Annotated in this window: 24 protein-coding genes, 1 pseudogene and 2 riboswitches; of the genes and pseudogenes, 16 read left to right on the top strand and 9 right to left on the bottom strand. The window is 68.0% G+C overall.

What is annotated here, in order from left to right; translation table 11 throughout:
* Positions 1–70: 70 nt before the first annotated feature.
* The 7 genes and pseudogenes from D3218_RS15350 to D3218_RS15315 all read left to right on the top strand — a co-directional run bounded on the left by D3218_RS15350 (position 71) and on the right by D3218_RS15315 (position 4,589).
* Positions 71–706, top strand: a complete 636-nt coding sequence (locus D3218_RS15350; protein ID WP_168990550.1) for an SH3 domain-containing protein — start codon at positions 71–73, stop codon at positions 704–706.
* A gap of 147 nt (positions 707–853) precedes the next feature.
* Positions 854–1,501 (top strand): annotated as a pseudogene (locus D3218_RS15345) (magnesium chelatase domain-containing protein); the annotation flags it as partial.
* Positions 1,502–1,718: 217 nt separating this feature from the next.
* A complete protein-coding gene (locus D3218_RS20380) occupies positions 1,719–1,988 on the top strand; it encodes a DUF411 domain-containing protein (protein ID WP_051091529.1) in 270 nt (89 codons plus the stop codon).
* A 6-nt stretch (positions 1,989–1,994) separates the two neighbouring features.
* Positions 1,995–2,462, top strand: a complete 468-nt coding sequence (locus D3218_RS15330; protein WP_244639599.1) for a hypothetical protein — start codon at positions 1,995–1,997, stop codon at positions 2,460–2,462.
* A gap of 281 nt (positions 2,463–2,743) precedes the next feature.
* The gene (locus D3218_RS15325) at positions 2,744–3,196 is read left to right on the top strand and encodes a DUF305 domain-containing protein (RefSeq protein WP_019996252.1); all 453 of its coding nucleotides are present in this window, start codon (positions 2,744–2,746) and stop codon (positions 3,194–3,196) included.
* A 71-nt stretch (positions 3,197–3,267) separates the two neighbouring features.
* On the top strand, positions 3,268–3,780 hold the full coding sequence (locus tag D3218_RS15320; RefSeq protein WP_019996253.1) for a DUF305 domain-containing protein: 513 nt from the start codon (positions 3,268–3,270) through the stop codon (positions 3,778–3,780).
* Between the two features lie 20 nt (positions 3,781–3,800).
* Entirely contained in the window at positions 3,801–4,589 is a 789-nt protein-coding gene (locus D3218_RS15315) for a glutaredoxin family protein (RefSeq protein ID WP_019996254.1), read from the top strand.
* A gap of 24 nt (positions 4,590–4,613) precedes the next feature.
* Here the strand turns inward: D3218_RS15315 and D3218_RS15310 are convergent, their stop codons facing one another.
* From D3218_RS15310 to D3218_RS15295, 4 genes are all read right to left on the bottom strand, one after another.
* Complete coding sequence (locus D3218_RS15310; RefSeq protein ID WP_019996255.1) at positions 4,614–4,844, bottom strand: hypothetical protein; 231 nt, start codon at positions 4,842–4,844, stop codon at positions 4,614–4,616.
* A 62-nt stretch (positions 4,845–4,906) separates the two neighbouring features.
* A complete protein-coding gene (locus tag D3218_RS15305) occupies positions 4,907–5,629 on the bottom strand; it encodes an LssY C-terminal domain-containing protein (RefSeq protein WP_019996256.1) in 723 nt (240 codons plus the stop codon).
* A gap of 277 nt (positions 5,630–5,906) precedes the next feature.
* Positions 5,907–6,338, bottom strand: coding sequence for a fluoride efflux transporter CrcB (gene crcB, locus D3218_RS15300; protein ID WP_062236508.1), 432 nt, complete (start codon positions 6,336–6,338; stop codon positions 5,907–5,909).
* 57 nt (positions 6,339–6,395) lie between these two features.
* Positions 6,396–6,459: riboswitch (Fluoride riboswitch) on the bottom strand.
* A gap of 32 nt (positions 6,460–6,491) precedes the next feature.
* A complete protein-coding gene (locus D3218_RS15295; RefSeq protein ID WP_019996258.1) occupies positions 6,492–7,295 on the bottom strand; it encodes a substrate-binding domain-containing protein in 804 nt (267 codons plus the stop codon).
* A 188-nt stretch (positions 7,296–7,483) separates the two neighbouring features.
* On the opposite strand from D3218_RS15295, the gene D3218_RS15290 reads away from it, so the two are divergent.
* Genes D3218_RS15290 through D3218_RS15270 form a run of 5 tightly spaced genes read left to right on the top strand, consistent with a single transcriptional unit; the run spans position 7,484 to position 10,811 of the window.
* Complete coding sequence (locus tag D3218_RS15290) at positions 7,484–7,900, top strand: nuclear transport factor 2-like protein (RefSeq protein WP_019996259.1); 417 nt, start codon at positions 7,484–7,486, stop codon at positions 7,898–7,900.
* Between the two features lie 21 nt (positions 7,901–7,921).
* Positions 7,922–8,437, top strand: coding sequence for an RNA polymerase sigma factor (locus D3218_RS15285; protein ID WP_019996260.1), 516 nt, complete (start codon positions 7,922–7,924; stop codon positions 8,435–8,437).
* Complete coding sequence (locus D3218_RS15280; RefSeq protein ID WP_019996261.1) at positions 8,434–9,246, top strand: anti-sigma factor family protein; 813 nt, start codon at positions 8,434–8,436, stop codon at positions 9,244–9,246. The genes D3218_RS15285 and D3218_RS15280 overlap by 4 nt, the downstream gene beginning before the upstream one ends.
* Before the next feature lie 9 nt (positions 9,247–9,255).
* Positions 9,256–10,155 carry a LysR family transcriptional regulator gene (locus D3218_RS15275; RefSeq protein WP_019996262.1) on the top strand — a complete coding sequence of 300 codons (900 nt, stop codon included), beginning with the start codon at positions 9,256–9,258 and terminating at the stop codon, positions 10,153–10,155.
* Positions 10,152–10,811 (top strand): uracil-DNA glycosylase, encoded by a 660-nt coding sequence (locus D3218_RS15270; protein WP_019996263.1) that lies wholly within the window; start codon positions 10,152–10,154, stop codon positions 10,809–10,811. Before D3218_RS15275 ends, D3218_RS15270 begins: the two co-directional genes overlap by 4 nt.
* 103 nt (positions 10,812–10,914) lie before the next feature.
* Here D3218_RS15270 and D3218_RS15265 read toward each other — a convergent pair whose 3' ends face one another.
* The gene (locus D3218_RS15265) at positions 10,915–12,066 is read right to left on the bottom strand and encodes a TDT family transporter (protein WP_019996264.1); all 1,152 of its coding nucleotides are present in this window, start codon (positions 12,064–12,066) and stop codon (positions 10,915–10,917) included.
* Between the two features lie 170 nt (positions 12,067–12,236).
* Here D3218_RS15265 and D3218_RS15260 point away from each other — a divergent pair, with 170 nt between their 5' ends.
* Entirely contained in the window at positions 12,237–12,701 is a 465-nt protein-coding gene (locus tag D3218_RS15260) for a DUF305 domain-containing protein (RefSeq protein WP_119540948.1), read from the top strand.
* Complete coding sequence (locus tag D3218_RS15255; protein WP_019996266.1) at positions 12,698–14,080, top strand: YncE family protein; 1,383 nt, start codon at positions 12,698–12,700, stop codon at positions 14,078–14,080. Before D3218_RS15260 ends, D3218_RS15255 begins: the two co-directional genes overlap by 4 nt.
* Before the next feature lie 325 nt (positions 14,081–14,405).
* On the opposite strand, the gene D3218_RS15250 is transcribed toward D3218_RS15255, so the two are convergent.
* Positions 14,406–15,497, bottom strand: a complete 1,092-nt coding sequence (locus tag D3218_RS15250) for a molybdopterin-dependent oxidoreductase (RefSeq protein WP_026358493.1) — start codon at positions 15,495–15,497, stop codon at positions 14,406–14,408.
* 224 nt (positions 15,498–15,721) lie between these two features.
* Positions 15,722–15,796: riboswitch (Fluoride riboswitch) on the top strand.
* Positions 15,797–15,882: 86 nt separating this feature from the next.
* On the opposite strand from D3218_RS15250, the gene D3218_RS15245 reads away from it, so the two are divergent.
* Together D3218_RS15245 and D3218_RS15240 are read left to right on the top strand one after the other, a co-directional pair.
* Positions 15,883–17,727, top strand: a complete 1,845-nt coding sequence (locus D3218_RS15245; RefSeq protein WP_019996269.1) for a DUF190 domain-containing protein — start codon at positions 15,883–15,885, stop codon at positions 17,725–17,727.
* A gap of 44 nt (positions 17,728–17,771) precedes the next feature.
* Entirely contained in the window at positions 17,772–18,209 is a 438-nt protein-coding gene (locus tag D3218_RS15240) for an EamA family transporter (protein WP_019996270.1), read from the top strand.
* 659 nt (positions 18,210–18,868) lie between these two features.
* On the opposite strand, the gene D3218_RS15235 is transcribed toward D3218_RS15240, so the two are convergent.
* The 3 genes from D3218_RS15235 to D3218_RS15225 are packed head-to-tail and all read right to left on the bottom strand — an operon-like array spanning position 18,869 to position 21,787.
* Entirely contained in the window at positions 18,869–19,339 is a 471-nt protein-coding gene (locus tag D3218_RS15235) for a hypothetical protein (protein ID WP_119540947.1), read from the bottom strand.
* Entirely contained in the window at positions 19,336–19,932 is a 597-nt protein-coding gene (locus tag D3218_RS15230; protein ID WP_119540946.1) for a hypothetical protein, read from the bottom strand. Before D3218_RS15230 ends, D3218_RS15235 begins: the two co-directional genes overlap by 4 nt.
* A gap of 10 nt (positions 19,933–19,942) precedes the next feature.
* Positions 19,943–21,787, bottom strand: a complete 1,845-nt coding sequence (locus D3218_RS15225) for a MobA/MobL family protein (protein ID WP_168990549.1) — start codon at positions 21,785–21,787, stop codon at positions 19,943–19,945.
* Between the last annotated feature and the right edge of the window lie 13 nt (positions 21,788–21,800).

The raw sequence follows: 21,800 nt of genomic DNA, 5'->3' as shown, positions 1-21,800 counted from the left end.
GTTCGGGAACCGTTCGCCCGGGCGGTGCTTGAATGGCTTCCATCGACGACACGAGAACCGGACGGCTCCCATGCCCCGACTGACCCTCCTGAAGACCGCCTTCGCCCTGGGCGCCGTGGCGCTGCCCGGGGTCGCCCACGCGGCGACCGCGATCGCCACCACCAACGTCAACCTGCGCGCCGGACCCTCGACCGCCTATCCGCCCGTCAACGTCGTGCGCGGCGGCGAGGACGTCCAGGTCTACGGCTGCCTCGCCAACCGTTCCTGGTGCGACGTCGACTTCTACGGCCAGCGCGGCTGGATGTCGTCGAACTACCTCGCCTTCGTGCGCGGCGGCACGCGCTACACCGGCGAACGGTCGGTGCGTTATCTCGGCGCGCCGGTGATCACCTATTCCTTCGGCGACTACTGGGACCGCCACTATCGCGGCCGGCCGTTCTATCGCGACCGCCAGCGCTGGGACGGCGTCTACGGACCGCGCATCTTCGACCGCGCGGCGCCGCGCCGCGACTGGCGCGACGGTCCGCCGCCCCCGCCGCCCCATGCGCGCCGCGACGAGCGCCGCGATCGCTGGGAGGAGCGGCGCGAGGACCGCCGGGACCGCCGTGACGACCGCTTCGAGGACGGCCCGCCGCCGCCGCGCTGGCAGCGGACGGACATGCGCCCCTTCGATCCCGAGGACGGCCCCTACGACCGCGACTACTGACAATCGCGAGAGGGGGCGGCGCAGGCCGCCCCTTTTTTCTTCACGCGCGGCGAGCCGTTCCCTGCCTGTTCTTGCGCGGCGCGTGGCTTCGAACTAGCCTCCGACCACGGCTCGCGGGCCGCTTGAGCCGGTCGGGGGCGGTCCAGCATGATCTCACGCGTCAGGACCGTCGCCTTCCAGGGCGTCGACGCCATTCCGGTGGATGTCGAGGTGATGGTCGCGCCCGGCAAGATGGGAATGCAGATCGTCGGTCTCGCCGACAAGGCGGTGGCCGAGAGCCGCGAGCGGGTGCAGGCCGCGCTCCACGCCTCGGGCCTCGCCATGCCGCCCAAGCGCGTGACCGTGAACCTCGCCCCCGCCGACCTGCCGAAGGAAGGCTCCCACTACGATCTGCCGATCGCCCTCGGGCTGATGGCCGCGCTCGGCGCGCTGCCAGCCGACCGGCTGGCGGAGTACCTGGTGCTCGGAGAGCTCTCGCTCGGCGGCACGGTCTCGCCGGTGGCGGGCGTGCTGCCGGCCGCCATGGCCGCCAACGAGCTGGGGCTCGGCCTCATCTGTCCCGAGCCCGGCGGCCCGGAGGCCGCTTGGGCCGGGGCCGATATGGCGATCGTGGCGGCGCGCAGCCTGATCCAGATCGCCAACCATTTCCGCGGCACGCAGGTGCTCGGCCGACCGGAGCCCGCGGTCCGCCTCGCCGCCACCGACCTGCCCGACATGGCCGAGATCCGCGGCCAGGCGAGCGCTCGCCGGGCGCTGGAGGTCGCGGCGGCCGGCGGCCACAACATGCTGAGGGTGTGCTACATTAATTGACACGTATACACCGACCCCGACCGACCCAAGCTCGCCGTTCGACGGGGTTCACTAGAAACCCGAAAGCGGCCGTTCCGCAGTCTGAGTTACTAAACCCCGATCGCCACGCCCCCAGCGCACCGAAGGGCACGACCAGCCACGGCGGCGCCTTCCAGATTGTGAGCAGAACGAAGCACGTCGGGGCGAGAGCAAACGAGATGACATGGCAAGGCAGAAGCGCCTGCTCGGCGTCTTGGAGGCGGTCGAATCCTGCCACACGGCCAGGATCGGCGGCTACGTGATTGAAGGGCACGTGCCCATGGATGGCGTCGACAGGCTCATGTCGACAGGCCGAGGGTTGCGGGCATCGCGGCACCGGGCATGCCAGCGGGATCGCCCGGCATGGCAAGACCCGAAGGCCCGGTCCGACGTCCTGTCGTTCGGAGACGTGTCGACCGCCCCCGGGGTCTTCTACCGCGCTGGACGGGAGTGAGACCCGATGGCCCCACCGGAGACACGCATACGGCCACTCCTGGGTCGTCGTTCCTCGCACCTCGTGCCGATCGAATGGAACTCCTTCCGCCGCCGCCTGTTCTCGACGGATCGGAAGTCGGAACGTCCCATGCTCGGCGCATGCCTGCGTAGTCTCGTCGTCATCCTGTCCCTGGTTGCGGTCGCCGCGTTCGCCGGGCACGGAACGGCGACGGCCGGCGTGAGCGTCCACGACCATCCGGCCGCCGATTGCGCGCCGAGTCCGTCGACGCATGCCCATGGCGGGGCACACAAGCCCGACGGCGACACGTCTGGCATGTCCTGCTGCGGGAAGTCCTGCACCAGCCTCCTGCCGTTCCCGGCGCCGCCCGGCTTCGTCCGCGTGGCCCTCGAGGCCGATCCCGCCCCAACCTTGTACCAGGACGGCAAGGGCATCCTGCCGCCCGGCCCGAAGCGTCCCCCAAAGACCGCCTGAGCCGTCTCGAGAGGCCCGACCGACCGTGCCGAGCCCTCGCGGCCGCGAGGCGGTCCGAGTCCGATGGCGTCGCTCACCGTCCCCGTCCGACGACGGTCGCCGCGGCGTCGGCGACCGGATCGGCACGAATCCCCATCCATGACGACGCATGCCGTCGGCGGGGCCGGAGCACCCGGTCCGCCGTCACTGAGCGAACAAGCAACGGCGTCGCCGCGCTCCCGCGGCCGCACGCTGACATCCAGCAAAAGGTCCCGAGGGACCCCATCCATAGGAACGAACCAATGCGCAAGATCACGATCCTGTCCGCCGCTCTTCTCGCCGCCGCCGTCTCCCACGCTTCCGCGCAGGACCAGCACGGCATGGCGGCGTCGTCGGAGCAGGTGACGCTCCCCGCCGCCTGCGAGGCCGCCGCCGGGTCCATGGACATGTCCAAGATGATGGGCGGCATGGAGGGCATGATGTCCGGCGGCCAGATGGACGAGGTCCAGAAGGGCAACATGGACGCGATGATGAAGATGCACGGCCCCATGATGAAGGCGGCCATGATCAAGGACCCGGACCTCGCGTTCAACTGCGGGATGATCGCCCATCACCAGGGTGCGATCGCCATGTCCGAGGTCGAGCTCAAGACGGGCAAGGACGAGAAGTCCAAGGAGATGGCCCGGATGATCATCGACGCGCAGAAGAAGGAAATCGAGGAGATGACCGCCCGCGTCGAGGCGCTCGCGAAGTAAGCGGCGGACCCGTGCCCCGGGGGCGGCCGCCTCCGGGGCATCTCGACACACCAACGAACGGAGCAGGAGCTATGGGTTACGGACGGTTCGCCGCGATGATCGCGACCTCGACGGTCGTGATGTTCGGCTTGATGTACCTAAACACATACGCGCTCGACCACGTCTTCTACAGCCAGACGCGGACGTGGATGGCCGTGGTGATGGGTGCCGTGATGGCACTGATCATGATCGGCTTCATGTGGGGGATGTACCCCAGGAAGGGTACCAACGCGGCCATCGTCGCGGCCGGCGTCGTCGTCTTCGCCGGGGCCCTGTGGCTCGTGCGCAGCCAGGAGACCGTCCACGACGTCGCCTACATGAAGGCGATGATCCCCCACCACTCCATCGCGATCATGACGAGCGAGCGCGCACACATTCGCGACCCGCGGGTCCGCGAGCTCGCCGACGGCATCGTGGAGGCGCAGGTCCGCGAGATCGGGGAGATGGAGCGCCTCATCGCCGACCTCGAGGCCAACCCGCCCGCCGACGGCGCACCGGACCTGCCGCCGCGGATGCCCGAGGCCGCCATCGCGGCCGGCAATTGAGCGAAGGAAAGGACGCCGACATGTCCACGACGATTGCAGACGGCAGCACGGCTCCCTCAAGCGCGGTGAAGGCCAAGCGGGCGACCATCTACCGGATGGTCATGCCCAAACACATCTGCCCCTGGGGCCTGCGCGCCGTCGACCTCCTCAAGCGCGAGGGCTTCGAGGTCGACGACCGCTGGCTGACGACCCGCGACGAGACCGACGCCTTCAAGGCAGAGCACCACGTGGAGACGACGCCCCAGACGTTCGTGGACGGGAAGCGGGTCGGCGGGTACGACGACCTCCGGCGCTTCCTCGGCAAGTCCGTCGCCGACCCCAAGGCCGTCACCTACAAGCCCGTTATCGCCATCTTCGCCATGGCCGCCCTGATGGCGATGGCGGTGACCTGGGCGCTTCTCGAAACCCTGCTGACGGTGCGAACCGTCGAGTGGTTCGTCTCGATCGCGATGTGCCTCCTGGCTGTGCAGAAGCTGCGGGACGTGGAGGGCTTCGCCACGATGTTCCTTGGCTACGATCTCCTGGCCCAGCGCTGGGTCCGCTACGCCTACCTCTACCCCTTCGGCGAGGCGCTGGCGGGCGTGCTGATGCTGGCAGGCGCCGCGATGTGGCTGTCCGTCCCGGTCGCGCTGTTCATCGGCACGGTCGGAGCCATCTCGGTCTTCAAGGCTGTCTACGTCCAGAAGCGCGAACTGAAGTGCGCGTGCGTCGGCGGGGACTCCAACGTGCCCCTCGGCTTCGTGTCCCTCACCGAGAACCTCATGATGGTCGGGATGGCGGTTTGGATGGCTGCCCGCATGTTCGCGTGACGGGGAAGCCGGATCGTCGTCGGTTCAGCGCGTCCGCAGGACTGCCTCCGTGCCGGCGACGGTGTCGCCGCCGTTCGGGAACGCCTCGACGGAGGTGATCGTGCCGAGGCCCAGCACGACGGCCCCCACCGTGGCGCGGAAGAGGTTGTTCGGCGTCACGAAGAATGCCTCGCCATCAAAGATACAGACGATCGGGTAGGCGTCGGCCTGCGGCCCATCTGCTTCCGGCCCGTTCGCGCCGTAGGTACCTCTCATAAATCCGCTCCCTAGCGGACGATACGATTCCTAGGCGCACTTTGCCAAAGCGTTGCACGTCCTCAGTTGGTGGCGGCGTTCCACAACGCGTTCTTGAGGTCGATGAGCGGCGGGTTGGGCAGGACGGGAGGCGGCTGGCGTCCCGCCACCCCCGGAGGCGCCAGGATGGAGAAGCGGATCTCGCCGTCCGTGTAGTAGCGGTCCCCTTCGCCATTGCGACCGTTCAAGGTCAAGCCGACGCCCGTCACCTCGTAGACCTCCGCAACACGCCCGGTCCTGGCAAGATCGGCCGCCAACTCGTCACGCATCGCATCGACGTCCGGAGAGATGGCATGGGTCACGGCACCCGTGTAATGGCTGAACCCGACGCCGACATCGAACGAGGCGGATCCGAGCCAGACAGGTCGGCCCTCCGCCCCGGCTGACAGGACATTCCAGAAACGCACATGCTGGCGCCGGTCTGCGCTCAGTCCGACCGCCTTCTCGAAGGCGAGGTCCTGTTGTCGCCTTTGGTAGAACAGCGGACTTACGGGCGCATCGCGATAAGCGCGGTCGAGAACCACGCTACCGACGATCTCGATGCTGGTGCGAAGCGTCACGGGATCGGCCGGCGTCCAACCTGCGGCTGCCATGGCCGTCACGAGTTCGCTCCGGGATCCGACGACGCCGACGTTGAGAGGATCGCCCGACAGCCCGTCCGCCGTACGCGTCACCATCTCCAAGCCGTTCAGCGCGGTCTGATGCTCGTAGTGGCGCAGCGCGAACGGCAGGACGAGATACGCCATGCAGGCCCACGCGACGGCACTTCCGCCGACGGCAAGCGCTAGGCGTCGCAGGACCATGCGCCCTCGTCGAACGATACGGCACCCTGGGTGCTGCTTCGGCCCGTCCGGTCGACCACATTCCACACCCGAAATCGACCGACCGGGTGCCATCCCTTTCGCACGATCGGCACTACGAAACGAGCCTCCTGTAGCAGACCATCAGCCATCGACCCTTCGGAGACAACACGCGTGTTTCTGTAACTTCCCTCAACAGGACAGCGCCGGTCGCCGCACAAGGCTACGCATCCTCCTCGATGTCGATCTGCGCGATACGCTGGGCGCTGTCGTTGTAGCGTGAAGCCACGAAGTGACCAACGGCAACGGCCGCCACGCACAGGACCACCGACAGGGCAACGTTCAGCATGGCGCGGGGGACGGCACCGGCCCGCAGGAGATCGAGCGTCTGAAGGCTGAACGAGGAGAAGGTGGTGAAGCCACCGCAGAGGCCGATCATCACGAACAGACGAAGGTTCTCCGAAGCCGGGAAACGGCCCGAAGCGAGCGTGAGCGTCCCGAACAGGCCGATCGCGAAGGAGCCCGCGATGTTGATGAGGATCGTGCCCCAGGGCAGGTCGCGGCTGATCGGCAGGGCGACAACCGAGATGGCGTAGCGCAGGAACGTGCCGAGCGCACCGCCCAGCATGACGATGACGCAACTGGTGAAGGACATGCGGGTCTCCTATCGACATGGGTTCGCATGCTCGGAGAAATCCAAGCATGCGCCGCGGTTTCGATAGGAGTCATCAGCCCGACGCGGGCGGTTGTGGGGGAACCCCATCCCCGTAGCGATGAGACGGTAACGCGCTCTCGCGAGGTTGGGAAGTCACCGCTCCCACCCTTCCGTGCGCATCAAAGCCTGCGCCTCCGGTGTGACCAGGAATTCGGCGAACTCCTTCGCCTGCGGATCGGCGTCCGGAGCGACCGCAATGTTCAGGTCGCGCCAGATGCGGCGGTCCGTCTCGATCGGCACGGCGTCGAGCACGTCGGCCTTCGTCACCGTCCAGTCCGGCCACGTGATCCAGGCGTCCGCATCGAGATCCCCGAACGCCTTGAAGCTGGCGCCAGAGCCGGTGGAGAAGCTGACGATGTTGCGGCGGAAGCGCTCGATGTCCGACAGCCTGCCGAGACGGCCCGCCACGTCCTCCCAGGTTCCGGTGCCCGACGTGTTGGCGACGCCCGACCCTTCCGTGACGACAATCCGCATGCCGTCCTTCAGGAGGTCCTCGAAGCCCTGGATCCCCTTCGGATTGCCTTTCTTCACCGCGATCACGGTGGGACGGACGTAGATCGGCTGAACTTGGGTCGACGAGAAGGTCTTGTAGGTCTGGAGGAAGGCCGTCATCGACTGCTCGGACGTGCCCCAGATGATGTCGGCATCACCCTGGGCCTTCTTCGACCACGTGCCCTCCGGGCCGGCGGTGATCTCGACCTTGTTCCCGGTCTGCCGCATCCAAAGGTCGGCGACCTTCTGGAACGCCGTGTTGGGTCCGCCCGCACCGTAGAGGCGAACGACGCCGTCCTTCGGCTCGTGCCGGATGGTGGGATCGAACAGTTCGGTGTCGGCGGCCTGCGCGAAAGCGCATGCGGCAAGCACGGCGCCGGCAGCAAGAAGTGGAAGGCGGAACATCGGAACTCCTGGCGGTTTGCGTCGGGTGGTGGGTGCCCCAAAGACCGGGCGGTTCAAGAAAGGGACGCTGCCCGCCGGAGTTTATTCCGCGAGACGCACCCGAGATTTTTGCCAATCGCACGGGAATAAGGGATCGTCGGCAGCGTCTCGGCATGGTCAGCAATCTCCGACGTCGAGGACGAACACCCATGAAGACCCTTCTCGCCACCGCGGCCATGGCCGTGATCACGGCAACCGCAGCCCATGCCGGCCCTGCCGCCGACATGGCGCAGGCCCGCATCGCATCGATCGCCAAGGGGGACACCGCCGCAGTCGCAGGCGCCTACGGTGACGGCGCGACCCTTCATTGGGTAGGCGGCCCGCTCGACGGCACCTACAAGGGTTCCGAGATCAAGGCGGTCTGGGAGAAGTTCGCCAAGGCCCAGCCGAACCTGACCGCGAACGTCATGGGCGTCTCGGAGGCGATGAACCCGAAGGGTGCGACCGTCACCGCGAACGTCGTGTTCGCGGGCAAGGACAAGATTCCCGTGCGCTACGTCATGCTGTTCCGCGACGGCAAGCTTGCCGACGAGATCTGGCAGGTCGACCCGGCGCTCGCGAAGTAAGGCCGGGAAGCGAGGGCCGCCATGAGCGAGGATGAGATCGCACGGTTGGTGGAACCGCTGATCCCGGGGCTGCGGCGCTATGCCTACGCCCTAGTGCGGGACGCCACAGCCGCCGACGATCTCGTCCAGGACTGTTTGGAGCGCGTCGTCGGGCGCTGGCACCTGCGCCGCCCCGACGGCGACCTGCGCGCCTGGATCTACGCCATCCTGCGCAACCTTCACCTGTCGGCTCTGCGCCAGGGCCGCCGGCGCGGCGAGCACGTCGGGCTCGACGACATGGCCGAGCCGCCCGGAGTCGATGGCGGCCAGTTGGGCAAGGCCGAGTTCCGCGACGTCCTCGCCGGCCTAGAGACGCTCAGCGAGGAGCACCGCACGGTGCTTCTTCTCGTCGGCGTCGAAGACCTGAGCTACGAGGAGACCGCCAAGGTCACGGGACTGCCGATCGGAACCGTGATGTCGCGCCTGTCGCGTGCCCGGGAGCGCTTGCGCTCTTATCTCGACCATGGCGCGAGGCCGAACCTCAGGAGGGTCAAGTGAACCCGATCGATCTTCCCGTCGGCGAGGACGACCTCCAGGCCTATCTCGACGGGCGTCTCGGTGCCGAACGCGTCGAAGCGGTGGAACGCTATCTCGTGGACCACCCTGCGATCGCCGCCGACCTGGAGCGGGATCGCAGGCTGCTCGCCGAGTTGCGCGACCGCCTTGGGCCCAAGGCCGCCGAACCCATCCCGGCTCGCCTTCGCATCTCCAGCATCCGCGCCGGGGTGCGCCGTCGCCGGCTGCTTCATCTACGGTCGGTCGCGGCCGTCTGCGCCTGGCTCGCACTCGGCGGGCTCGGGGGCTGGATGGCGAACGGCATCCTCGGCGCCCCGAACGCCGAACCCGTCCGCACCGCCCGCATGGCGGACGACGCGATCGCGGCCTACCGCACCTTCGTGGTCGAGGTCGTCCATCCCGTCGAGGTCAGGGCCGACGAGGGAGCCCATCTCGTGGGCTGGCTGTCGAAGCGGCTGCGAACGCCGATCACCGTCCCAGACCTTACCCGGCTCGGCTACCGCCTGATGGGCGGCCGCCTTCTGCCGGGTCGTTCCGGTCCGGCCGCGATGCTGATGTACGACGATGACGCGGGCACGCGGCTGACGCTGTACGTCAAGACGGATGAGACGGAGGAGACGTCGTTCCAGTTCGTCGAGGAGGACGGCGTATCCGCCTTCCTGTGGCGCGACCGCGGCCTTGGCTATGTCGTGACGGCCGCGACAGCCCGCGAGGCGTTGATGCCGGTCGCCCGGCTCGTCTACGACGAACTGGAGCGACCGCCGGAGCCCAAGCCCGCGAACCAGCTTTGAGGAGCGCCCGTGACGCTGGAACAGCTTCGCATCTTCGTCGCGGTCGCCGAGCGCCAACACGTGACCGAGGCGGCGCGGTCGTTGAACCTCACGCAGTCGGCCACGAGCTCGGCGCTGGCCGCGCTGGAGAGCCGTCACGGCGTCCGTCTGTTCGACCGGGTCGGGCGCGGCATCGAGTTGACCGAGGCGGGACGGTTGTTCCTCCCGGAAGCGCGCTCGGTCCTCGCACGGGCCGCGGAGGCGGCCAAGGCACTCGACGATCTGACCGACCTTCGGCGCGGGCATGTCGCGCTGGCAGCCAGCCAGACGGTCGCCAACCACTGGCTTCCACCTCGCATGCGGCACTTCCGCGAACGCCATCCCGGCATCACCCTCTCCCTGCGGATCGCCAACACACTGGAGGTCAGCGAGGCGGTGGCCGCCGGGGATGCCGATCTCGGCTTCGTCGAGGACGAACTGCGCGATCCGCGTCTGCGCACGACCCGTGTCGCCGACGACCGGCTCGTTCTCGTCGCATCCCCAGGTGCTGAATCGCCCAAGGGCGCCCCGCCACGCGTCCCGGAGCTTGCAGGGGTGAGATGGGTCATGCGCGAGCCCGGATCCGGCACGCGTAGCATTCTGGAAGACGCGCTGCGGGGCGCGGGCATCGATCCCGCCGCATTGTCGGTCGATCTCGAACTCCCGTCCAACGAGGCCGTGCGATCAGCCATCGAGGCCGGCGGCGTCGTGGGCGTCCTGCCGCTCGCAGTGGCTCAGCCGGGACTGCGGAGCCGGACGCTGATCGAGATCGCCTTTGCGCTTCCCGCTCGCGGCTTCCATGCGGTGGAGATGAAGGAGCGCAGCCTCAGCCGAGCGGCATCGGCGTTCCTGCACGAGCTTCGAAACGACCATCCGGGTCCGGGCGCGTGACAGGCAACCAGAAGACGGGGCTGGATCGTCTCGTCATGCACATGGCCGCATCGGCCGGGATGCCGACCCTCTTCAATCCCTACGCCGACACGGACCCGGCGGTCGATGTTCCGGATGCCGCTTCGATCCGCTGCCGCAACCTTCGGCGATACCTCCATGCGTTTGCCGGACGGGACGGCATCGACCTATGGCTCGGTGAAGCGCCTTCGAGGTTCGGAGCCCGGCGCACGGGCGTGCCCTTCACGGGCGAAGGCCGACTGGTCGACCTCTCCTCGCGCCTTGCCATCGCACCGTTCGAGATCGCCACGACGGCCGACGCCTCCGCCGCACCGCCGTCCGGCACCTCGCGCCAGATCTGGGATGCACTGCCGGAACGGCTGCCCCTGTTCTGGAACGCGGTGATGCACCACCCGCACCGGACGGGGATACCCGTGCGCAACCGAACGCCGTCCCGGTCCGAGATCACTAGGTCTCGGGACACACTGGCGCTTCTCGTCGAAGCCATCCGACCCCGTCGCATCCTCGCCATCGGTCGAGTGGCGGAAGGCGCGAGCGAAGGGTTCGGCGTACCGGTCACCTACGTCCGCCATCCCGCCCAGGGCGGTGCGGCAAAGTTCCAGGCTGGCGCGGCTGCGTTTCGTTCTGAAGGGTCGTGACGACAGTCGGTTCTTGGCTGTGTCGGGAAGGACGCTCGCCAGCCCCGCCCGCATTCCTTCAGGGCGGGTTCCGAGGGCATGATCGGGTCAGCACAAAGGTGGATCAGCCGGCCTTGAGGCAGGGAGCGACGAAGAGGTCGCCGCGCCACGCGCCCCGGACCGTGCGCACCGCCACGATCGACCAAACCACGGCCAGAAGTGCGACCAGCGCCACGCCGAAGCCGTGGATCGCGGGAATGGGCAGGATGGTGCCGAGCTTCAGCGTCGTCACGGCGTAGACGCCGATCGGGAACGTGTAACCCCACCAGCCTAGATTGAACGGCAGGCCTTCCCTGACGTAGCGGACCGTGACCAGCGTCGCGATGGCGAGCCACCACAGGCCGTAGCCCCAGAGAAGCAGGCCGCCGACGAGGCCAACGCCCTCCATCGTCGCCCCGAAGCGGTCCAGCCCGTTGGCGGCGAGGATCGCGGGGGCGGCTCCGCCCAGCGTCATCAGGCCAAGCGCGCCGGTGCCGATGGGGCCGAGCGCCAGCCAACTCGACGAGGCCATGGATGCGTGCGGCAGCTTATGGACGGCGAGCCGCAGAACGAGCACGACGAGGACGCTCATCGCGATCGGTACCGACAGGGCCCAGAGCGCGTAGGACAGCGTGAGGACGAGGAGCTGGCTCTGCGGGTCGGCGAGATGGGGTGCAAGCAGCCCGCCCGACACCGCGGCGACCTCGGCCGCCACCATCGGCAGAAGCCAGACCGCGGTCATCTGGTCGATCGAGTGGCTTTGGCGCGTGAACATCATGTAGGGGATCGCGATCCCGCAGGCCGCCGCCATTGCGACGTCGATCCACCAGAGCGTCTCGGCGATCCCGACCGCGGCGGAGCCGAAGCGCGGTAGTCCGAAGACGAGGAAACCGTTGATGATGGTGGCGAGCCCCATCGGAATGCAGCCGAAGAACATCGACACGACGGAATGGCCGAAGATGCGCTTGGCCCCGTCGAAGAAGAAGATCCAGCGGGCGGCGTAGAGCGCGGTGAACAGGGCGAAGAGCCCGATGTTCAGCATCCACAGCCCTTCCCCGATCGCATGGAGGACCGGGACCGCGGTCCCGAACTGCGCGAGCGCGATGGCCAGGATGCCCGTCCCCATGGTGGCGGCGAACCAGTTCGGGGTGAACTGGCGCACCACCTCGCGGGGGCTGTCGAGGCGCGACAGCGGGTGGAGGCCGAGCGAGACGGCACGCATCTGTTCGAAGGTCATGGGCGGAGGTCCTTTTTCTGCTCAGACCATGCGCGGCGGCGACGGATTCATCCAACGCGTTGTTCCGGTCTTTCCGATCGGTTGCATCGATCGGTTGCTTCCAGCGTCGGACCGGCAGCGGCGGACGCGCTCTCGGCTCCGCGTCGCGGAAAAAAGTCGCGACGTCGGGAATGAAAGCGTTCGCCGAGCGTCTTCCCTTCCAGCCCGTGCTCGAAGGAAACGCCAGCCCCATGTTGAAGACGCTCCTCCTCGCCCTCGCCTTCGCCGGGATGTCATTGACTTCGGCCGAAGCGCAGGACGCTCGTGCCCATCAGCATGCGACGATGGCACCAGCCTCGCCCGACGGCTCGCCCTATGCGCAAGCGACCGCGGCGGCGATGGAGACGATGCACGCAGGCATGATGTCGGCGCCGGTGACCGGCGACCCCGATCATGACTTCCTGTCCCAGATGATCCCGCATCATCAGGGTGCGATCGACATGGCGAAGGCTGTCCTCGGATCGACCGAGGACCCGGCGATCCGCAACCTCGCCCAGTCCATCATCACCGAACAGACCTACGAGATCACGCTGATGCGCTCGATGCTTGCCGCATCAGCCGACACCGCGAAACCCGTTCCGGAGACGACCCCATGACCCGCACCGCCATCCTCGCCGCCGCGCTCGTCGTCTCGACATCGGCCTTCGCGCTGCCTGCCGCCTCCGATCGCGTCTATACCGCCGACCAGAACTCCAACACGGTGTCTGTCATCGACCCCGTCGGGAACACGTTGCTCGGCCAGATCCGCCTCGGCAATCCACGCCCGGACGTTCTGAGCCCGCTCTACAAGGGCGAGGTCAACGTCCACGGCCTCGGGTTCTCGCCGGACCACAAGACGCTCGTCGTCGTCTCGACCGTCACGAACTCCGTCACCTTCATCGATACGGCGACCAACGCGGTGAAGGGCACGACCTATGTCGGGCGCAACCCGCACGAGGCCTTCTTCACGCCGGACGGCGCGCAAGTCTGGGCGACGGTGCGCGGGGAGGACTACCTCTCGGTGATCGATGCCGCGACCTTCAAGGAAACAGGTCGCATCCCGACGACGAGCGGTCCGGGCATGACGAAGTTCTCCCGCGACGGCAAGTTCGCCTTCGTCGCGAACTCGTTCAATCCGGTGCTGGAGGTCTTCGACGTCGCGAGCCACGCGCTCGTCAAGCGCATTCCTGTCGTCTCGCCCTTCGTGCCCTTCGTGCAGGTCAGCCCCGACGGCAGCGACGTCTGGCTGACGCACAAGGACGTCGGCAAGGTCACGCGCGTCGATGCTAGGACGCTCGAGGTGAAGGAGGTCATCGACAGCGGGCCGATCTCCAACCATCTCGGCTTCGGCACGGTAAACGGGGAGACGCTGGTCTATGTCACGATCGGCGGCGAGAACGTCGTGAAGGTCTACAAGCCCGGAGAGAAGACAGAACTCGTCGCAACCATTCCGGTGGGCGCCCTGCCCCACGGCATCTGGGGATCCGACGACGGCAGCCGTATCTTCGTCGGGCTCGAGAATGACGATCGGGTCGATGTGATCGACACGGCCGAGCAGAAGGTCGTCGCCGAGATCCCGATCGGACAGGCCCCGCAGGCGCTCGTCTTCGTGCCGGGCGCGGTCCCGGATGGTGCGGGCACCGAGAACCTTGTGCCGCTGAAGGCGGGTCCGGAGAACCTAACGCTTTCGCTGAAGGCGCCTGAGGGGGCCACTGGCTCCGGGATGGTCGTGTCGCGCAATCTCGGGCTCGTCGACGCGATCGATGTCAGCGTCGCCAAGCTGAAGCCGATGACGGAGTACGGCGTCTTCTTCGAAGGACAGGACGAGCCCGTCGTGGTGCTGAAGACCAACGACAAGGGAGCCGGCATGGCCTCCAGCATCGGCCCGGTGCGCACGCTTGCCGTCCCGGGGGAGCCGACGGCGGGGGAGGAGCCGCGGCTGGTCGTGGTCGAGGGTCTGAAAGCCACCGCCGCCCCGGTCCTCAGCAGCCGCTAGAAGGGTGGACCAGCATTGCATCGCTAGCGAAGCGTCATCCACAGGACGACGCAGACCGCCAGCAACGAACCTGCGATGAGAAGCCATGTCAGACCCGAGCCTACGGTCGATCGGGACGCGCCTCTGGCTGCGGCCTTCCGATCTTCAATTTGGGCTAGCTCCTTCATCTCGAGCCCCTCCGGATCTTCCCAGCCGTCTGGTTTGCTCATGACAGTTCCCCTCATCATACGGTCCGCAGGTCTCCAACCCACCGCATCTCGGTCGGCGCTTTTCTCTGCCCAAGCCAACCGGATGCGTTGAGTTGTAATTGTCAGAGCCCGAGAGCTTAGCCGACGCTGACCGAGACGCGATGCCATGAATTGGCGAGGTAGCCCTTCCAGTTCCAGATCCTCGCGATGTCCTCGGGTTGCGAACCGCCGACCTCGTCGAAGGAACGGACGGCGAGCTGGTGCTGACCGGCCGGCAGGTCGAGGACAACGGACCAGAAGACCCACGCCCATTGAGTATCGGCCCGCTTGTCGATGGCGGCCTCGTGCCAGTTCTCGCCACCGTCGTAGGAGACCTCGACCTTCGCGACGCCATTTTGCGTCCCGATCGCGTAACCCTCGATTGTCGTCGTTCCCGGCCTCAATGTTGCCCCGGCCGCCGGCATGCAGATCGCGGAATTCAGCGGCATGTCGTTGATGACGACGTTCGGGTCCTTGTCGGCCGTCTCCTTCGTCGTCGTCGGGGGAAAGAGCCGATACTCCTTGCGCTGGATCGGGGTATCGGCCTCTTCGTCCTGCACCATGATGGAGGCCAACCATTTGGGGCTGCGCGTTCCCGCATAGCCGGGTACCACGACGCGTAGGGGAAAGCCGTGCTCGGCCATCAACGGCTCGCCGTTCATGGCCCATGCGAGGAGCACGTCCGGCGTCATCGCCTTCTCGAGCGGGATCGAAACGCCGTAGTCGAAGCGGTCATCCTTCATGACCACCTCGTCGTGAGCGGAGAAGGCGACGTGCAACCCGCTACCGTCTTCGACGCCGGCAGCGCTCAGGACGTCGGCAAGTGAAACGCCTGTCCACTCCGCATTGCCGATCGCTCCGGGACCCCAGAGATCACCCTCGACATACCCGACGTCGACCATGTCGGCCCGGCGGTTGCCGGCGCACTGCATGACGGCCATCACCTTGCGCTCGGGAAAGCGTGACTTGAGATCCGAGAGCGACAGCTCGATGGGCGCTCTCACCTTGCCGCCGATCGTCAGCCTGTAGCCCGCCTCCTCGATCGTCGGCACGGTGCCGTGGTCGCGGATATAGAACTCGGCCTGGGGCGTGACGAAGGCGGACCGGAGCTTGGCTATCGGCGTCTCGGCGTTCAGGGGAAGCTTGCTGTGGACGAGCAAGTCGCTGGAAGGCTCGGAGGGTGCCGCCATGGTCGCCGACGCCGAAGCGGCGGAAGCGGGCCATGTCGTACGAGCCACTGCGATGGAACTTGCCCCCTGGAGCACGGCGCGTCTTGTGAGCATGGTGACATCTCCGAGGGCGCAGGAAACTGCGTCAGGAGAGAGCAACATTCCCTTCGCCTACCAGTTCCCCGTTGGCGTATCTCGCGACGCACGAGGCCCGCGTTGACAATGCTCGCGGCGATCACGTAGACGTCATGAACGGCAATGGATTCTGCCGGGCCTCGCGCCGAACCGCTCCCCGATGGGCTGATGACTCCTACTCCACCCGCAACACACGCGGGCGAGTAGTCATGTCCGGCCCGTGTTTCCCGACACTCCGTCTGATCGCTCCGCCCTCATCCGGAGCCAGACCATGCCGCCCAACGCCCTCGCCAACCGAACCCTACAGGCGTTCGCTCTCGCCCGATGGGTGCTCTTCGTCCTGCCGATGGCGGCCGCCGTCGGTTCGGCCTGCGCCTTGTTCCTGTGGGCGCTCGACGTCGCGACGCGCACGCGCTTCGACAACCCGGTGCTCCTCTACTGGCTGCCCGTCGGCGGTCTTGCGGTCGGCCTCGTCTACCACTGGTTCGGCCGCTCGGCCGAGAGCGGCAACAACCTGATCGTCGAGCAGATCCACGAGCCCGGCGCGGGCGTGCCCTTGCGCATGGCGCCGCTGATCCTTGTCTCGACGGTCGCCACGCACCTGTTCGGCGGCTCTGCCGGACGCGAGGGCACGGCGGTCCAGCTCGGCGGGAGCTTGGCCTCCGGCTTCGGCAAAGCTTTGCGCCTCGAGTTGGGCGAGGTTCGCCTCCTGCTCATGGCCGGCATCGCGGCGGGCTTCGGTGCGGTGTTCGGCACCCCCATCGCCGGGGCGGTGTTCGCGCTCGAGGTGCTGACCGTCGGTCGCATCCAGTACGAGGCGCTGGTGCCCTGTCTCGTCGCGGCAGTGGTCGGAGATTGGGTCTGCCTCCAATGGGGGATCGAGCACACCCACTTCCTGATCGGGTTCGGTGCCGACGGGCCAGGGTTCCGGCTCGATATCCTCTTGTTCGCCCAAGTTGCGATCGCGGGCGTCGCGTTCGGGCTCGTCAGCCAGTTCTTCGCCGAAAGCCTTCACGCCGTGCAGGGGCTGGTGAAGCGCGTCGTGCCGTTCGCGCCGCTGCGCCCTGTCCTCGGCGGTCTTGTCCTGATCGCGCTGGTCCATGCGCTCGGCACCCGCGAGTATCTCGGCCTAGGGGTCTGGTCGCCGAACCCGGCCGACGTGACGATCTCCGGCTTCTTCGATCCCGCCCGTTCCGATGCGTGGGCCTGGGCCTGGAAGCTTCTGTTCACGGTCGTCACGCTCGGCTGCGGGTTCAAGGGCGGCGAGGTCACACCCCTGTTCTTCATCGGCGCCGGCCTCGGGGCATCGATCGGCCACACGATCGGTGCGCCGGTCGACCTCTTCGCCGGGATCGGCTTTGTCGCCGTATTCGCAGGCGCCTCCAACACGCCGATCGCCTGTACCATCATGGGCATCGAACTCTTCGGCGCCGACAACGCCGTCTACATCGCGACCGGATGCTTCCTCGCCTACGTCTTCAGCGGCCATTCAGGCATCTACCTGTCCCAGCGCGTCGGGGTGCCGAAGCTCGACCACGGCTTCGTGCCCCCCGACGTGTCGCTGCGCGAGGTGCGCGCCCTGCCGCGTCCCCGCCCGAACGTGTCGCTGCCCCGCCGACGCGCCCGTCCGGGTGTCGTCGTTCCGATCGTCTCTTATGCCACCGAAGGAACCACCATGACCGACACCCACTACCTCATCCCGAGCGACGTCGGGATGCTGCGCATCTACCTGAGGCCACGCGACAAGGCGCCGGGATCGGGGCGCTTCGCCTCCTGGGGCGCCAAGCCGCTCTATCGTGAACTCGTGCTCCTGGCGAAGAAGGCGGGCATCGTGAACGCGGTCGCCCACCACACGCACTACGGCTTCAGCAACCACGGCCCCGTGCAGCCCGAGGGTAGCGAGACGCCGAACCCCGAGCTGACGATGTGCGTCGAGCTGGTCGGCCATCGGCCGGACCTCGAGGCGTTCTGCCGACATCACGGCGCGCTGCTGCGCGACAAGGTGATCGTGTTCAAGCATATCGAGCGCTGGACGGTCGGGGCGGGCGACGGCGCGCTCGAGGAGAAGACGCCGGCCCCCGAGACCGACGACGTGGCCGTCGCCCGCGTCGGATAGCGTGTTCCGCAACGAAGTCCCCGTCTCAAAAGAGGAGTCACATCATGAAACTCGCTCTTGCCTCCTGGCAGTTCTGGGCACTGTGTTCGGCGGGGTTCGCCGCCCTGACCGCGATTCTCGCCAAAGTCGGCGTCGCCAACATCGATTCCGATTTCGCGACGCTGATCCGCACCGTGGTGATCCTGTTCGTTCTTGCCGGCATCCTGGCCGTTACCGGGCGTCTGCAATGGCCGGGGGCGGTGTCGGGACGGACCTACCTGTTCCTGGTCCTTTCCGGGCTGGCCACGGGCGGCTCGTGGCTCTGCTACTTCCGCGCCCTGAAGATGGGCGATGCGGCCCGCGTCGCACCGATCGACAAGCTGAGTGTCGTTCTGGTGGCGATCCTCGGCGCACTGTTCCTCGGCGAACGGCTATCTGGCCCGAACTGGTTGGGCGTCGGGCTCATCGCGGCGGGGGCCGTGCTGGTCGCGTACCACGGGTGATGCTTCCGTTGCTGCAATTGAGTTGATGTCAGGTAGTCGACCGACACTCCCTTAAATTGGGCAGGAAGCTTTTTACTCAGATGCGTCACTGAGAGGTACGTTACGCTGACTAAAATCCGGCGTCCGCGTCATACTGATGGTGTGCGACATTAACCGGACCGCTTGTCAACAATTTGCGGCGTAGAAGGACGTTGCACGGACGACCGGCAGATGCCCCCTGGCGAAGCCGACGCAGGACTCAGAGCACCGGAGCGGCCGGCACGGCTGCGGGAGTTCTCGGCTGCGAGACCGGTTCTCGGGGTAGCCGCAGGAGCGCCGCCGCAGACAGGCGCGGGACCGACTGCCCCCGGCGAGCAGGCAATAGTCCCGTGAGGGGCCTCCCCCGTCCCGCCGGCCCCTAGGCGGGGCGCTGCCCGGCACGAGGGCGGCGGGGACCGCGAGGACGTGCCCGAGGCCGTCTGAAGAGGCCGGAGCGTTCTGGAGGCTTCTGTGCGAGCCGCCAGAACGACGAAGTGAGGTTGGGCGGCACATTCCTACCCCTTGAAACTTCCGTCGCTCTTAAGGGCCTTCCTGCGAGCCGCGAGAGCGGTGAGTCCTTGCCGGGCGGCATCGGACCACCCCGTCGAGTCCTTGCGGCGAGAGGGTGCCGGGCGGCCGTTTCAGACGCCCGCCAAGGACCGCTTGCCCGTACCCCGCGCGGCGAACCGCCCGGCGAGGTTTCCGCCCGTCGCGACGGGATCGCCGGACACCGCGGCGAGGAGGCGTCGGCCGCGGGCGCGCCAGTCCGACAGGCAGCGCGCAGGGGCGCGGTCGACGTCGAGGAACAGGCGCCGCCATGCGCCGGGGTCGTCCTCGCCGATCGTGGCGAAAACGGCCTGGAGCGAGTCGTCGGTCGCGATGGTGAGGTCGCGGCCGAGCGTGCTGCACCATGGCTCGCCGGGCTGCCGAACGCGCCGCCAGTCCCGACCGCCGCCAGTGGCTTGGGCTTCACTGGTCGAGAGCCAGGCACCGAGCCGATCGTCGTAGATGACCCATTCGGGGGCGGCCCTGCCGGCCGCTTGCTCGCGGACGTACCGCCGGAGCGCGACTGCCTCGCGGCGGGATTCGAGAACGTCGGCGGCGGTGGTCATCCGTAGTACCGTCCCGGCTTGTCGCCGTCCTCGTAGTCGCGGATGCGATCGTAGTCGTCCAACTCGTCGTAGTCGTTGTCGTGGAGAGGCTCGCGGCTGGCAAAATACGCATCGGCAGCCAGCTCTCCAAGCTCCTCATTGAATACGTCCAAATCGGTCAGGCGCTCGCGCCACGCATCTGCACGGCCGCGTTGGCTGGAGACCTGCCGGGCGAGCCAGTCCTCTCCATAGCCGCCCTCGGACTCTGGCGCCCGGAGGCGGTCGAGCGCCGCCTTGTCACCGTCCAGCGCCGCCACGAAATCGGTCGCGATGGCATGGTCGCGTGCGATGAGGTCGCGCCCCTGCTCGCGCCAAGCGGGCAGCCGGGCGGCGAGGTCGTGGGGATCGGCATCGGCGATTCGATGCCAGTCGCCCGCTCTAAGGTCGGCCGCGAAACGGCGGAGCGCCAGGTCGTCCGACAGAGCGGGAAAATCCTTGAGTGGGTGGCGTCCAGAGATCGCGAGGCCGGGCTGCACCGCAAGGGCCTGAAGGTCCCGCACGATCGCACGGGAACGGTATGTCGGGACGGTGGAAAGGTCGTCGGTGGTGCGCATGGCGGTCTCCTCAGTCGATCGGATTCGAGCGTCGCCCGAACGCAGGGGCGGCATCCCGCGCCGGCGCATCGGCGGGCTTCGCCGGAGCATCGAAAATGGACGGGCGCCCGGCGAGGCGTTCAGCCTTCTGGCGCTCGAACTCGGCCGCGCCCAACTTCCGGAACTCCGCGAGGGCCTGAACGATGTCCTCGCGGTCGGCGCGCGCGAGGTCGCGGCGCTGTTCGTCGTCGCAGTGGCCCGACACGAAGGCCCGGAGGGAGGGTTCGAGGCGCTTGAGGGACGCAACGTCGCCCGCCGCTGCGCCTAGGAGGAGGTCCGCCTCGGCCGTCTCCGACCGTACGGCTCGCAATTTCGTTGACGTGTCGGCGACGGAACCGCTTTCGGCCGCCCATGCGGCGGCGACGGCGGGCGGCGGGGTGTAGCCGGCCAGGGTCACGCCCTGCCGCTGGCACTCCGTCCAGAGGCGAGCCTGCGCCTCCGGAGGCCACGGGCCGTCGAGTTCGAGCGTCCCGCCCCAGTCCTCGGCGGCTTTCGACGCGAGGGCGCGTAGGGCTTGGTCGGAGACAGGGCCGATCAGGTCGATGTGGTCGCCGGAGTCCAAGAGGCGGCTGCGCCCGCCGAGCCCGACGCGGACCCCGGCCGGGGACTCTGTCACGTCCGAGAAACCTCGCCGCCGCCAGCGGTCCGCGAGACTGACGGCCTCCTCCTCGGGGATGGCGCCCTTGCGGCGGCTCTTGCCTGGCTTCCCGGCCGCTGCGGTGCGCTCGATCCTGTCGACGCCGTAGCCGGTGGAAACGCTGATCGCGTCGGCGAGTGCGGCGGCCTGCGCGCTGCGCGGCCCCCACAGGGACACGGTGCCGCTTTCGTCGTCCGCCTCCACCCATGCGCCGTCGCGGGTCAGGACTCGGGTGCGCCTCGGGTCCTTGGCGTCCACGAGGTAGAGGACATCGCGGAAGGGCGTGAAGTCGCCGTCCGGAAAGCGATCGCGAAGGAGCGAAAGCTTGTAGTCCTGCTGGCGCGGGGCCTTCTTGTCTTGGGCAGGCGCGCGGGCGAACCCTCGGGCGGTCAGTGCCATCTCTTTCTCCACTTCGATGATCTGGTTTTCGAGGGTCTTGGTCCGGCGGAGCCCCGCCACGACGATCGTTCGACGGTCGTGGGACCGGCGCCGCATCGTCGCGGACTTCCGCCCCTCGCCGATGTGCGGCTCGGGGGGGCGTGGGTCGCCCCGGGCCTCGTAGCTGCGATGGTCCGCGCGGCGGCGGGACCCGGCGCGGCGGAGGTGGTCGTTGACCACCGCGGCGACGCGCCCGCGCTCGGCTTTCAGGGCGTCGCCGCGTGTCCCGCCGCGCCGCCCGCCGCTCTCGAAGAAGGCGGCGAGGTCGTTGTTCCGGGTCCTCGCGAACCCGGTCTCGCTGACGGGGTCCAGCCGACGGCAGGTCATCAGCATGTGCGCGTGGGCGTTCAGCGCCTTGTCGGCGGCAGGCGGGACGTGGATGCAGGTGTCCACCACGGCCCCGGCCTCGACGTAGGGGCGCGCCACGTCGGCGAGAAAGGCGCGCCACGCGGCCGGTGGGAGGTCGCGCGGGATGCTGACCTCGATCTCGCGTGCGGTCTGGGAGTTCCTGCGGACCTCGGCGAGTTCCACGCGGCTCCACAGCGTCTCGCGGTCCAGCGCCCAGGCAGGCGCGCCGGCCGGGGCCGTCACGTAGGAGTCCAGGATGTGGCGCTTGCGCGTGTAGTCCCAGACGGAACCGGTGCGGGCGTCGGTGAGGCGCGCGCCGGCGCGGTAGGCGGCAGCGGCGACAGCGCTCTTGCCGCGGGAGCGCTGGATGACCTTGGCGTTCAGGTGGAACAACGCCTCGTTGGAC

Origin of the sequence: Aureimonas flava (assembly GCF_003583935.1) — a bacterium.
GTDB lineage: Bacteria > Pseudomonadota > Alphaproteobacteria > Rhizobiales > Rhizobiaceae > Aureimonas > Aureimonas flava.
Note: the sequence above shows the minus strand (reverse complement) of the source record. Positions and strands in the feature narration are given on the sequence as shown.